Origin of the sequence: Candidatus Manganitrophus noduliformans, from assembly GCF_012184425.1 — a bacterium.
In the GTDB taxonomy this organism is placed as follows: Bacteria; Nitrospirota; Nitrospiria; order SBBL01; family Manganitrophaceae; genus Manganitrophus; species Manganitrophus noduliformans.
Genome location: NZ_VTOW01000003.1, coordinates 730,212 through 742,551, shown reverse-complemented (window position 1 = coordinate 742,551; position 12,340 = coordinate 730,212). Strand labels below are relative to the sequence as shown.

Below are 12,340 nucleotides of genomic sequence, written 5' to 3'. Positions count from 1 at the left end.
CGCGCGATGGAGCTGGGGACCACCCTCACCCGATTTCTGATCGAACAGCAACGAAAACATTATCCGAAAGCGACGGGAGATTTCACCGGCCTTCTGGCGGAAATCGCCACCGCGGCCAAGATCATTTCGCGGGAGGTGAACCAGGCCGGACTGATCGACCTCCTTGGTTACAAGGGGAGGCAGAATATACACGGCGAGCGGGTCCAGAAGCTGGACGACTTCGCCAATGAAACCTTCATCAAGATGCTCTGCCACACCGGCCATCTCATCGGCATCGCCTCCGAAGAGCTGGAGGGGATCTACCAGGTTCCGGACACCTATCCCAAAGGGAAATATGTTCTTTTGGTCGATCCGCTCGACGGCTCATCGAATATCGACGTCAACATCAGCATCGGCTCGATCTTCTCCATCCACCGGAGAAAAAGCACCGGCCCGGAAGCGACGATGGAAGACTTTCTCCAGCCGGGACGCGATCAGATCGGCGCCGGCTACATCATCTACGGCTCCTCGACGATGATGGTCTACAGCACCGGTTTCGGCGTTCACGGATTTACCCTCGATCCGAGCATCGGAGAGTTTCTTCTCTCCCATGAAAACCTCCGGATTCCACCGAAAGGAAATATCTTCAGCATCAACGAAGGAAACGCCAACCTCTGGAGCGACGGGATCAAGCGGTATATCGAAGGGATGAAAAAAACGGGCGCCACCGCGCGGTATGTCGGCTCCCTTGTGGCCGATTTTCACAGAAACCTTCTCAAGGGAGGGATTTTCCTCTACCCCGGCGACAGCAAAAACCCGCAAGGCAAACTTCGACTGCTCTATGAGGCGGCCCCGCTCGCCTTTATCATCGAACAGGCCCAAGGGAAGGCGACGACCGGGAATCATCCGATCCTCGATATCAAACCTGAAAAGCTTCATCAAAAGGTCCCCCTGATCATCGGAAGCGCGGAAGATGTCAAACAGGCCGAAGCTTCCCTCCGAGGACAATAAGATCTTAAAACAGGGGCCGGGTGTCGGGGGCCAGGGGTGGATAAAAAATTTTGAATTCATTTCGCCGGTCCCCGGCCCCAGGCCCCTGTCCTTTTCCTGATAATCCGGTTGACACCCTTCCAATCGCTGTGTTAAAGATAGCGTCTGCTCAATCATCATCCATTCGAATAGAGGAGAAAATTCATGGCGAAAGAAATTGAGGTGGGTGACGAAGCCCCCGATTTTATTTTGAAAGACCAAGATCAAAAAGAAGTGAAGCTCAGCGATTTTCGCGGCAAGAAAAATGTCGTCCTCGCGTTTTATCCGTTGGACTGGAGCCCCGTCTGCACCAATGAGAATAAATGCTTTACGAACGATCTTCCCAAGTTTCAGGACACCGATACGGAAGTCTTCGGGATCAGCATCGACTCCACCTGGTCGCACAAGGCGTGGGCCGACGCGCTCGGTCTGAAGCATCGGCTCCTCTCCGATATGAAGCGCGATGCGGTGAAAAATTACGGGCTCTACCTGGAAGACGCCAATATCGGAAAACGGGCGACGGTCATCGTCGATAAAAACGGGAAAGTCCGCTACAAGAAGGTCCAGGAGATCTTAACGGCCAGAGACAATAACGACATCTTGAAGGCCCTCGAAACAGTGAAGAACGGATAAGCGGTTCAACTCCCGGCCGGAAGGGGACCCCTTCCGGCCATTTTTATATGGAAGAAGAGAGAAGAAGAGAAATGGGTGATTCAATTGAGATCCCGAGGGTCGATGACGAAAACTATCCCTCCTACCTGGCCGTTCCCGCCGCGGTGGTTGTTTTTGGAATCGCCTCCTGTGTTCCGTGCAATGAGTTTGATCCGATTCTCAAACAAGCGGCGGAGAAATATGGGGGGTCCGTAAAGTTCGGAAAAGCGCAGATGCATGTTCCCGGGGCCTGTCGCGAAATTAAAAAACAATACTCCTTCGAGACCTTTCCGACCTCTCATTTCTATAAGAACGGTGTTTTGGTCCATACGGCCGACGAAAAATTAGAGTATGATGAACTGATCCGTCGCATTGATCAGTACCTTCTCGTTTAGGTGAGATCATTTTCTGGAGTCGATGTCGATAGACAATCCGCAAAAACAATTGAAGAAAGTGCTCGTGATCGGAGCGGGCGCCGTCGGCGGTTATTTCGGCGCCCTCCTTTGCAGATCGGGAATCGATGTCACTTTTCTGGTCCGTCCGAAGAGCTACCGGGCGATCGCGGGGGACGGACTTCAGATCAAGAGTGTCAATGGCGACTTTACGGTTCATCCGCCGCTGATTCAAAGCGTCTCTCAAATCGACTCGGTCGATCTGATCATCCTCGCGGTCAAAGCGTATGACATTCCGTCTCTCCTAGAGGAAATCGCCCCGCTGGTGGAGAGGGGAGCAACCCTTCTCACCCTTCAGAACGGCGTCGACTCCGAAGAAAGAATTCTTTCCTACTTCAAAAGAGATTGCCTGGTCGCCGGGGTCGCCTATATCACCTCGCGGTTGGCGGCGCCCGGTCTGATCGAGCATTATCGAAGAGGAATCATCTCCCTCGGAGCGCTTTCGGGAGAGAAGAGCGATCGCGCCGCGCAAATTCATCAGCTTCTTTCAAATGCCGGGATCACCGCTTACCTGACCGGCCAGATCATGAAAGCCAAATGGGAGAAACTCTGCTGGAACGCGACGTTTAATCCTCTTTCCGTCATCCTCGATCATCCCATTTCGTTGATTCTCGATTCGGCGCCGCTCCTTGAAATCGTCCGGCAGGGAATCATCGAGATCATCGCGGTCGCGGCGGCCGAAGGGATCGCGTTGAAGACGAATATCATTGAAGAGACGATCACGGCCTCCAACCAGTTCCGCGAGTATCACACCTCGATGTACGAGGATTTCAAAAACGGGAAGCCGACGGAGATCGAGCATCTCAACGGCGATCTGATCCGGCGGGGAGAGAAAAGGGGAATTCCGGTTCCGACGCACCGCGCGCTTTATGGACTGGTGAAGGGCCTTGAAATGAAGCGAGCGGGAGGGAAACCCGAGTGAGTCACGCACACTCTGGAGAATGGGAGGGCCATGCCGGCTAAAATCAAAGGGGTTTTCTTCGACGCGGGAGATACCTTATTCGAAGTCAAAGGGAGTGTCGGCGCTCAATATAGTCGATTTGCAAAGAAGTATGGCATTGAGGTCGATCCGGCGCTTTTGAATCAACGATTCAAGGAGGTGTTTAAGCAAAGTCCGCCGCTGACCTTCCCGGGCGTCAGCGGCCCGGAGCTGAAAAGACGAGAGAAGGAGTGGTGGTACAAGATCGTTCGTGAAGTGTTCGACGAGATTCGCTTCCCGGAGTTCGATGCCCTCTTCGAAGAGCTCTTTGTTTTTTTCAAGGGGCCGGAGGGGTGGTCGTTATTTCCGGAGACGAAAGAGATCCTCGATCGGCTGCACCGGGAGGGGTATCATCTTGGAATCATCTCCAACTTTGATTCTCGAATCGGCGAGGTCTGCAGATCGCTCGGCATCGGTCACTATTTCCGGACGGTGACGATCTCCAGTCTCGAAGGGGTCGCCAAACCCGCTCCGGAAATCTTCAGGAAGGCCTTGAAGAAAGCGGCCCTTTCACCTGAAGAATCGGTTTATGTGGGAGACAGTCCGCATCACGATATTGAAGGGGCCAGGGAAATTGGAATGCGCGTCTTCTTGCTCGATCGTTCGGGACGCTACACGAAGGAGCGCTCCGTCCCGCGCCTCTCTTCCCTGAGCGATCTTTTAGACGCGCTGGAAAAAAACGCCTCTCCACCGGGCTGAGATGAAGAGGCGTTCCAGATAAAGCCGACCCGGTTCAGACTATTTCTTTACCGAAATCATGGTGGCGTGACCTTTTTCGGTCGTTTGCGCTTCGACTTTCGCCCCTTGCTTCACTTCGCCCGACATTTTGGTGCTCTTGTCGGTGTGAACCATATGCTCTTTGCCTTTTTCATCTTTAATCGTGACCATGTCTCCTTCGACCTTTGTGATCTCGCCGGAGATTTTGTGATCTCCGCCGGCAAAGCCGGCTGTGGCGAAGCTGAAGGCAACCATTGCAGCAACAAAGAACATAATCAATTTTTTCATTCTATTCCTCCTGTTTGGGTGATTTTTATAACGGGTGGAAATTTTGCAATGCCTGTGCCGTCTTCCTTAAGAGGATATAATATATTTTATTTTTAAAATCAGCAAGATACAATTAGGATGTCGATCACATTCAAAAATAGGATGACCGTATTAACCGAATTCGTATAATCTCTACACCATTTCGGTTATTTGATCTGCAGCGGGGAGGATTTGATGCGCCTTAAAGATAAAGTCGCCGTGGTGACGGGGGGCGGGACCGGGATCGGCGCCGCGGTCACCGAGGCTTTCTTGAAAGAAGGGGCCCGGGTGGTGATCGGCTCCCGCCGGCCGGACCATTATAAAACCTTTGCGGAAGGGCTCCGGGCAAAAGGGTGGCCGATTGTCGGATGGGAAGTCGACGTGACCGACAAACAGTCGGTCGATCGATTCGTGACGAAGACGGTCGAGGCGTTCGGGCCGATCACGATCTTGGTGAACAACGCGGGGACGTCCGGGCAGAATCCGATCGATCAAGAAGGAGACGATCGGTGGATGCGCATCTTGGAGACCAATTTAACCGGCGTTTATTACGTCACGAAGCGGGTCCTTCCGGAGATGAAGGATCAAGCCCACGGGCGGATCATCAACCTCTCCTCGGTTCTCGGCCGGTTCGGCGTCGCCGGTTATACCGCCTACTGCGCCACGAAACATGGGATCATCGGCTTTACCCGCGCCTTGGCGCTCGAAGTGGTCTCCCGCGGCATCACGGTCAACGCCCTTTGTCCGGGATGGGTTGAAACGGAGATGGCGCGTCTTGGATTAAGAGAGTGGTCCGAGGCGGCGGGGTTGTCGGAAGAAGAGGTCCGGCGCCAGGCGGTGGCGGCGATTCCGATGAAGCGGTTCACCGAAGGGACCGAAGTCGCCGAATTGGCCGTCTATCTCGCTTCAGACGCCTCCCAGGCGATGACCGGACAGGCGCTCAATATTTGCGGCGGCGCGACCATGTCGTAAGAGTGGGGGCGGGGGCCGGGGAGATCAAAAAGAATGGAGAAGCAGATGCCGGAAGAGGGAAAGACAGTCGCCGAGTCGGCGACGGAGATGGTTCAGATCGTCCTGCCGAACGACACCAACATGCTCGGCAATCTCCTCGGGGGAACGCTGATGCATTGGATCGACATCGTCGGGGCGATCGCCGCCAACCGGCACAGCCGGAAGCCGATCGTGACCGCCGCGATGGAGGGGCTCGAGTTTCTTGTTCCGGTGAAGCTCGGATTTCTGGTCATCTTGAAGGCCCGCATGAACTATGCGGGGAAAAGCTCCATGGAAGTCGGCGTCGAGGTCTACTCCGAGAACGGCCTGACCGGGGAGCGGGTCCACACCAGCAGCGCGATTCTGACCTATGTCGCAATCGATTTCAACGGCAAGCCGGTTCCGGTTCCAAAACTGGTCTTAACGACCGATGAGGAGCGCCGACGTTCTCAGGAGGCGCTCGAGCGCAAGCAGAGAAGACTGGAAAGACTGGGAAGAGATCGCGCTTGAAAGAAGAGGTCGAACTCCTGTAAAATCAAGAAAAAATCGTTATTCGTTTAACGAAAATAAGAAAGGAATCGAATGTCAAATACAACGGAACGGCCGGAGCAGTTTTTTCTGCAGAAGTACGGTCTCTCGACCTCTTCGCTCGAATCGGCGATCGGCCGGGTGTTGGGAAAGCGGATCGACTACGCCGATCTCTACTTCGAGTATCAAACGAGCGAATCGATCAGCCTCGAAGAGCGGATCGTCAAGAAGGTTTCCAAAAACATTTCCCAGGGGGTCGGCGTTCGGGCCATCGCCCAGGAGAAGACCGGTTATGCTTACTCCGATGACATCAACACCGATCAGCTTTTGGTCGCCGCTAAAACCGCCCGGTACATCGCCGAAGAGGGGGGATCGTCCGGCGCCGTTCCGGTCCGGGTGACCCCCCCCTCGCGCAACCTCTATCCGGTGACGACCCCTCCGATCGAAATTCCGGTCGAGGAGAAGATCAAGCTTCTGGAAGAGATCGATCGGATCGCCCGGCAATATGATCCGCGGATCAAAAAGGTGATGGCCTCCTTCAGCAGCGAATATAAAATCGTTTTGATCGTCAACTCGCAAGGGGCGGTCACCGGCGATGTCCTCCCGTTGATGCGGCTCAACGTCAGCTGCATCGCGGAGGAGCAGGGAAACCGCCAGGTCGGCAGCTTCGGCGGCGGCGGCCGGCGCGAATTCGGTTATTTCCTGGAGGAGCGGCGCTTCGAGGAGTACACCAAAGAGGCGGCGCGGCAAGCGATCTTGAATTTGAGCGCCATCGATGCCCCGGCGGGGGTCATGGAAGTCGTCTTGGGGCCCGGCTGGCCCGGCATTCTTCTTCATGAAGCGATCGGACACGGCTTGGAGGCCGACTTCAACCGCAAAGGGACCTCGGCCTTCAGCGGGAAGATCGGCCAGCGGGTCGCTTCCGAGCTCTGCACCGTGGTCGATGACGGCACGCTTCCGTGGCGGCGCGGCTCGCTCAACGTCGACGACGAGGGAACCCCGACCGGCCGGACTGTTCTGATCGAGAAGGGGATCTTGAAAGGTTATCTTCAAGACCGTTTGAACGCGACGCTGATGAAGATGCCGCTGACCGGCAACGGCCGCCGGGAGAGCTACGCGCACAGCCCGATGCCCCGGATGACCAACACCTATATGCTGGCGGGGGAGTCGAATCCGGAAGAGATCATCCGATCGGTCCGGAAAGGACTCTACGCCGTCTCCTTCGGCGGAGGGCAGGTCGATATCACCAGCGGGAAGTTCGTCTTCTCGGCCAGCGAGGCCTATCTGATCGAGAACGGGAAAATCGGCGCGCCGGTCAAAGGAGCGACGTTGATCGGAAACGGCCCCGACGTCCTCACCAAGGTGACGATGGTCGGAAGCGACATGTCGCTCGACTCGGGGGTCGGGACCTGCGGGAAAGACGGCCAGAGTGTTCCGGTCGGGGTCGGCTTGCCGACAATCAAAGTGTCGGAGCTGACGGTGGGGGGAACGAAGGGTTAAACTTCGGAGAAAAAATGCAATTCGACCTGAATCGAGCCAAAGAGTTACTGAAGAGAGCGGAAAAACGGGGAGCCACCGGAGGGGATCTCATCGTCGTGGAGGGGGACTCTTTCTCGGCGCAGGTCCGCCTCAAAGAGGTGGAAAAGATCAGCAATGCCCGCGGAAAAAGCCTCGGGCTGCGGCTCTTTTTCGGGAACCGGTCGGCGATCACCTCCACCTCCGATCTGAGCCCCGCCTCGCTCGACCGCCTTCTCGACGACACCTGCACCCTGGCCCAGATCGCCGCGGAGGACACCTTCGCCGGTCTTCCCGCGCCGGAGCTTTTGGCCAAGAGCTTTCCCGAGCTCGATCTGGTCGATACCGAGGTGGAGAAAATTCCCATCGAGCAGAAAATCGACCTCGCCCGCCGGGCCGAGCAGGCGGCGTTGGAGCAGGACCCCCGGCTGACGAATTCGGAAGGGGCCGACTTCGGCCACTATCATACCTTCGTCCTCTATGCCGCGAGCAACGGGTTCCAGGGTCATTATGAAACGACCGGCGCTTCCTTGTCGGCGATGCCGATCGCCGTTCAGGACGGTCAGATGCAGCGCGATTATTGGTATTCCTCCCGGCGCAAACTGAAAGACCTCGAGTCGCCGGAATCGATCGGCCGAACGGCGGCGATCCGGACGTTGCGGCGGTTGGGGGCCCGAAAAGTCACGACACAGCAGGTCCCGGTCGTCTTCGATCCGCAGCTGGCCGCCTCCCTCTTAGGACACCTCTCCTCCGCGGTGTCGGGCTATTCGATCTACAAGGGGGCGTCGTTTCTGATCGATCAGGTGGGGAATCCGATCGCGTCGAGCGGGGTGACGGTTTACGACGATCCGACCCTTTGCTCCGGTCTCGGCTCCCGTCCTTTCGACGGCGAAGGGCTTCCCTCGTATCGAAAGACCGTCGTCGAAAACGGCGTTCTGAAAACCTATCTGCTCGACACCTACTCCGGCAAGAAGCTCGGGCTTCCCTCCACCGGAAACGCCGTGCGCGGGATCGGCGATCCCCCCTCGGTCGGGTCGTCCAACTTCCACATGAAGCCGGGGCCGTATACGCCGGAGGAGATCATCCGGTCGGTCAAGTCGGGGCTTTATGTAACGGAGCTGATCGGGTTCGGGGTCAACCTGGTCACCGGAGATTACTCCCGCGGCGCCGTCGGCCTTTGGATTGAAAACGGAGAGCTGGCCTATCCGGTCGAAGAGATCACGATCGCCGGAAATCTGAAAGAGATGTTCCGGCAGATCGAGATGGTCGGCAACGATCTCGACCCCTGGCGAAAGACCGCCGCCCCAACCCTTAAAATCTCCCGGATGACCGTCGCCGGAAATTAAATTCCGCAATAAATTCCCTCCACATGCTTCGCTCAGGACGACAAGACAAGTCGGGCGCATGGTTTACGGCGACGGTCGGATCGGCGGGTTTCGTCAGCGGTCTCCGGACGGGGAGGCGAAGTGGTCCACGCGGCTGACCGAGACGTCCGAGACGAACATCACCCCGGTATGGCGGTCGAAGAGCGGCTGTAAGCCGGCGAGAATCGGCTTCACCTTGTCGGGCGGAACGATCGTCATCAACATCACCAGACTGTCCATCTCATTGAACATCGGATGGGCCGAGTGAAGCCCGTGGGTCCCTTTTCCCGAAATGTTGTGGATGATCGTGTAGCCGGTCGCCTTGACGCTGTCGAGCAGATCGGTCGCGAACTTCACGTGCTCGCCCTGAATGATGATTCGAATCTCCTTCATCGGGTGAAGGGTAAGGCTGTTCATACGTTCTGCTCCTTCTCTAAAAACATTTCGTCCTGCGGAATCGCCCGCGCCTCCCTCAAGGGAACCCACTCCCGGCTTGGAAGATAGCGATAGAAGATTTTATCCCCCGGGTCGAGCGCGATCAAGTGGACCCATTCGTTGTGGTAATATTCCTGAAGCACTTTATGACGGCGGATGATCGCTCCGATCCGCTCCCGCGGCGCTTCGATCACGCTCAGCAGCCGCATCGGCTCATGATACGGCCGCTCCCCCTTCATCACCGTCTGCGCGGGGAGCCCCACGCGCAAATCGCTCTGCGGCCCCGACATGACCCCGAACCGGCCGACGACGTTGTGGTAAATCTTGCTCCCGCTCCCGTAGACCCCGTTGTCGACCGTCGAAAAATAGTACTCCATGTTGATCCACTGGCCGACCACCTGGGGGCCGGTCATCAGAATCTCCAGCAGCCGGCCGGTCGGATCTTCCTGAGGATCATACGATTGTAAGAAAACCCTCCCTTCCAAATCAACCCGCCGGGTCATCCGCCGGCCGCCGATGACGAAGGCCGCGTTCCCCGACAGCCCCCACTCCGGCCGGACCTGGCTCCAGTCGCCGCTGCGCCGCCGCACCTCCTGCGCCGCCTGAGCGGGGGTCGGGGCCGATTCGATCTCCGGGAACCGCGCGCAGCGCTCCCGGCTGGTCTGAAGGCCGGCCTCCTCCAGATCGTCCATCAGCCGGTGCAGATCCATCCGGTGGGTCTGGGGAAGCTCCTCCAGATCGAAGAAGGCCACCGCGTCGGTGGTGGTGTTGTGCTCGCCGGCGATGAAATAGGTGTCGGCGGGAACCACGATGCCGTTCTTCGCCAGCCCCTCCCGGACGAGCGGCTTGTTCGCCATCGCCGCCAGCACCCGCGCGTTCGGCTTGCCGGAGTTTCCGCCGCAGGCGCCGCAGTCGAGCGCCGCCTCGTACGGGTTGTTCTCCGAAGCGCTGCCGTGCCCGCAGAAGAGGACCAACCGGGCGAAGTTTTTGGTCAGCCCCATCATCCGGAGCGCCGTCTCCACGGTGAAGAGCTGCTCCTGAAGGGTGAAGCCGGTCCGGGTGATCTTCTCCATCCGGGCGAACGACCAGCGACGGTTGATCTGGTAGCGTGCGCGGAGATCTTCGATAAAGGCGGCCTCCTCCTCCGCGGAGAGGGCATTGGGACGGGTCGAACCCTTGACCAACGGCGCCGGATCGATGTCGTCCATCGCCCGCCGGCGAAAGAACTCCAGCCGCTCCAGAGAGAGGTTCAGGTTCCGGTCGCCGAACTCCTGCTGCAGCGCCCGCCGGATGACCGCCCGCTGCTCGGAGGCGAGCATCTCCTCGACCTCTTTCCGGGAGAGCTTGTCGATCGTGAGCGAGGTGGAGACCGGGGGGGCGAAGAGCCGGCGGAACCAGGCGGTCAGATTCCGATACCCGTTGGTGAAAACCGTCTTGCCGATCAGCGGAAGCGCGTAGAACCAGCCGACCGACTCGACCATCACATACGGGGTGATCACATTCTCCTTCAGGGAATACAACAGCTCATGCCCCATGTGCAGCAGCTGCGTCCCAGAGAGATGCCGGGAGAGGAGCCGGCCCTGATAGGGGCGGGGGAGCTCCCGCACCAGGTTCTTCGCCTTCATGATCACCGGATACTGATCGGTCTCGTGATGATCGCCGAGCCCTTGATAGCGGATGAAGACGGTGAAGAAGCCGGCGAAGCCGAACGTCTCGTAATCGCCGACCGCCTCCAGATGCCGCCGGAACGGCTCGGAGCGAACGTCGATGCAAAAAACCGCTTGCGCCTGCGGGCGGATTAATAGAGGGGTTTGCGTCACCCCCTCATGCAGCTTCGCTGCATGAGCCTCCCCCTCAACGCTCGCGTTTGCTCGCTGGGGATTCATCATAGGGGCTCGCGTCGCCCCCTCCAGCAATGAAGCTGCTGGAGCCTCCCCCTCATGCGCGCTTTGCGCGCTGAGATTGGACTTCAGTTTTTCGATCAGCTGTCCCTGGTAGCCCGTTTCGAGCGCCTTTAGCCAGATCGGACCTTGCTCCGATTCCGGAAAGGCATCGACCCAGTCGAGGAGGGTCTTCAGATCCTCCGGCGGGGTTTCCAGGAAAAGGGCCGGATCGATCGCGAGCGCTTCGGCGAGGGCGCGCAGCCGCAAGGCGGCGGCGCGCCGGACCGCCTCCTCCCGCCGCGGCCCGATCTGCGCCGCATAACGCTCGGCGAGTTTCTCCCAGGCGTCTTTTTGTCCGACCGAGGAGGCGCTTCGCTCGCGGAGCCGATCGACCTGCGCGGCGTAATCGGCCGGCAGCCGCCCGGCGAGCCGGGCGCGCCGCAGATAATATTCCAGCGGGTGGCGTTGCAGGTAGGCCGAGATGGCGTCGACGCTTCCGGCGATTCCAAGATGTTCCTGGCACGCTTTCTCGACCAGCTCCCGCACATACCAGATCCGGACGGCGAGGTACTGGATCAGATCGGCGGGGTACGCCTGCTGCCATTCATATTCGCTCTGATCGGAGCGCCATTTGATGAAGCCGGTCCAGCCGGGGAGGGCCGCCAGGTGGAGGGAGAGATATTCCTGCCACGTATCGTGGGGAATATCGAGGGCGGTGAGGCTTTCGAAGAGCGCCGCTTCCGGCTCCTCCGGAAGGGCGGCGATCTTCCGGCGGCTCAGGGGGATGCCGCAGGGGGACCATTCGAGCGCGGCGAGCGATTTCCAGGCGAGATAAAATCCTTTTTCCCGTTCCGGCATCGGCCAGGGGGCCTGCCCCTCGTCCAAAAAGGCGCCGCACCATTTGATCATCTCCCCGTTGACCTGCTCGGTGATGTTGGTTCCGAGGACCTGGTCGCACCAGGCCGACGGCGTCACCCGCCGGACCAGCGCCCCCCGCGCCGCCTCGGCGTCGGCCCGCATCTGTTTCCGAAGGTCGAGCGGTTTCGACGCGGGGCCGAGGCGGCCCGCCAACGCCTCCAGAAAGGTCCGATCGGGAGCGGCGTCGAGCGCGGCCTGGATGACCGCCTCGTCCGGGTCGACGGGGCCGCCGAGCCCCGCCAGCATGCAGGCGCGAAGGACGGCGAGGCGGGTGACCCGCTCTTCTCCCGCCGTCACGTACTTGTCGCACGCCAGCGGCCGGAGGGCGGCGTCGATCTGTTCGGGGAGAATTCTCCCGGAGCGGAGATATTCCCGGTAAATCGCGCCGGAGAGATACCCGTTCGCCCCGAGGAGCCGCTCCCCCTGCCTCACCGCCTCCTCGAAAGGGAGATGCTCCAGGCCGTGCAACGGGTTGCGGGTAATAAAGTTCCGCATCGGCCAGTAGTTGGCGATGATCTCGCCGGCCAGCCGGACCACCCCTCTGAGCCGCAGCCGCTCGGTTTCGCTGTATGGGATTCGGGTTATTTGCATAAG

12 protein-coding genes are annotated in these 12,340 nt (G+C 58.8%); 9 read left to right on the top strand and 3 right to left on the bottom strand.

Going from position 1 to position 12,340, the window contains the following annotated elements; genetic code table 11:
- The first annotated feature begins 6 nt into the window (after positions 1-6).
- The 5 genes from fbp to MNODULE_RS18065 all read left to right on the top strand — a co-directional run bounded on the left by fbp (position 7) and on the right by MNODULE_RS18065 (position 3,789).
- A complete protein-coding gene (gene fbp, locus MNODULE_RS18085) occupies positions 7-990 on the top strand; it encodes a class 1 fructose-bisphosphatase (protein ID WP_168062477.1) in 984 nt (327 codons plus the stop codon).
- 183 nt (positions 991-1,173) lie between these two features.
- The gene (locus MNODULE_RS18080; RefSeq protein ID WP_168062475.1) at positions 1,174-1,641 is read left to right on the top strand and encodes a peroxiredoxin; all 468 of its coding nucleotides are present in this window, start codon (positions 1,174-1,176) and stop codon (positions 1,639-1,641) included.
- Between the two features lie 71 nt (positions 1,642-1,712).
- Positions 1,713-2,054 (top strand): thioredoxin family protein, encoded by a 342-nt coding sequence (locus MNODULE_RS18075; protein ID WP_168062473.1) that lies wholly within the window; start codon positions 1,713-1,715, stop codon positions 2,052-2,054.
- A gap of 22 nt (positions 2,055-2,076) precedes the next feature.
- Positions 2,077-3,033, top strand: coding sequence for a ketopantoate reductase family protein (locus MNODULE_RS18070; protein WP_168062471.1), 957 nt, complete (start codon positions 2,077-2,079; stop codon positions 3,031-3,033).
- A gap of 30 nt (positions 3,034-3,063) precedes the next feature.
- Complete coding sequence (locus tag MNODULE_RS18065; protein ID WP_168062469.1) at positions 3,064-3,789, top strand: HAD-IIIA family hydrolase; 726 nt, start codon at positions 3,064-3,066, stop codon at positions 3,787-3,789.
- A gap of 39 nt (positions 3,790-3,828) precedes the next feature.
- On the opposite strand, the gene MNODULE_RS18060 is transcribed toward MNODULE_RS18065, so the two are convergent.
- Entirely contained in the window at positions 3,829-4,095 is a 267-nt protein-coding gene (locus MNODULE_RS18060; RefSeq protein WP_168062466.1) for a hypothetical protein, read from the bottom strand.
- 213 nt (positions 4,096-4,308) lie between these two features.
- Between MNODULE_RS18060 and MNODULE_RS18055 the strand changes: the two genes are divergently transcribed.
- The 4 genes from MNODULE_RS18055 (at position 4,309) to MNODULE_RS18040 (ending at position 8,492) form a co-directional block, all read left to right on the top strand.
- Positions 4,309-5,085, top strand: coding sequence for an SDR family NAD(P)-dependent oxidoreductase (locus MNODULE_RS18055; RefSeq protein ID WP_168062464.1), 777 nt, complete (start codon positions 4,309-4,311; stop codon positions 5,083-5,085).
- 33 nt (positions 5,086-5,118) lie between these two features.
- Positions 5,119-5,613, top strand: coding sequence for an acyl-CoA thioesterase (locus tag MNODULE_RS18050; protein WP_168062462.1), 495 nt, complete (start codon positions 5,119-5,121; stop codon positions 5,611-5,613).
- Between the two features lie 72 nt (positions 5,614-5,685).
- Positions 5,686-7,131, top strand: coding sequence for a metalloprotease TldD (gene tldD / locus MNODULE_RS18045; protein WP_168062460.1), 1,446 nt, complete (start codon positions 5,686-5,688; stop codon positions 7,129-7,131).
- 14 nt (positions 7,132-7,145) lie between these two features.
- Entirely contained in the window at positions 7,146-8,492 is a 1,347-nt protein-coding gene (locus tag MNODULE_RS18040; RefSeq protein WP_168062458.1) for a TldD/PmbA family protein, read from the top strand.
- Positions 8,493-8,585: 93 nt separating this feature from the next.
- On the opposite strand, the gene MNODULE_RS18035 is transcribed toward MNODULE_RS18040, so the two are convergent.
- Positions 8,586-8,927 carry a P-II family nitrogen regulator gene (locus MNODULE_RS18035; RefSeq protein WP_168062456.1) on the bottom strand — a complete coding sequence of 114 codons (342 nt, stop codon included), beginning with the start codon at positions 8,925-8,927 and terminating at the stop codon, positions 8,586-8,588.
- Positions 8,924-12,337, bottom strand: a complete 3,414-nt coding sequence (locus MNODULE_RS18030) for a DUF2309 domain-containing protein (protein ID WP_168062453.1) — start codon at positions 12,335-12,337, stop codon at positions 8,924-8,926. Before MNODULE_RS18030 ends, MNODULE_RS18035 begins: the two co-directional genes overlap by 4 nt.
- Positions 12,338-12,340 lie beyond the last annotated feature (3 nt).

Coding starts and splice junctions, on each gene's coding strand:
- MNODULE_RS18060 (WP_168062466.1), bottom strand. CDS start 4,095: ATGAAAAAATTGATTATGTTCTTTGTTGCTGCAATGGTTGCCTTCAGC.
- MNODULE_RS18065 (WP_168062469.1), top strand. CDS start 3,064: ATGCCGGCTAAAATCAAAGGGGTTTTCTTCGACGCGGGAGATACCTTA.
- MNODULE_RS18050 (WP_168062462.1), top strand. CDS start 5,119: ATGGAGAAGCAGATGCCGGAAGAGGGAAAGACAGTCGCCGAGTCGGCG.
- fbp (WP_168062477.1), top strand. CDS start 7: ATGGAGCTGGGGACCACCCTCACCCGATTTCTGATCGAACAGCAACGA.
- MNODULE_RS18070 (WP_168062471.1), top strand. CDS start 2,077: ATGTCGATAGACAATCCGCAAAAACAATTGAAGAAAGTGCTCGTGATC.
- MNODULE_RS18035 (WP_168062456.1), bottom strand. CDS start 8,927: ATGAACAGCCTTACCCTTCACCCGATGAAGGAGATTCGAATCATCATT.
- MNODULE_RS18075 (WP_168062473.1), top strand. CDS start 1,713: ATGGGTGATTCAATTGAGATCCCGAGGGTCGATGACGAAAACTATCCC.
- MNODULE_RS18040 (WP_168062458.1), top strand. CDS start 7,146: ATGCAATTCGACCTGAATCGAGCCAAAGAGTTACTGAAGAGAGCGGAA.
- MNODULE_RS18030 (WP_168062453.1), bottom strand. CDS start 12,337: ATGCAAATAACCCGAATCCCATACAGCGAAACCGAGCGGCTGCGGCTC.
- tldD (WP_168062460.1), top strand. CDS start 5,686: ATGTCAAATACAACGGAACGGCCGGAGCAGTTTTTTCTGCAGAAGTAC.
- MNODULE_RS18080 (WP_168062475.1), top strand. CDS start 1,174: ATGGCGAAAGAAATTGAGGTGGGTGACGAAGCCCCCGATTTTATTTTG.
- MNODULE_RS18055 (WP_168062464.1), top strand. CDS start 4,309: ATGCGCCTTAAAGATAAAGTCGCCGTGGTGACGGGGGGCGGGACCGGG.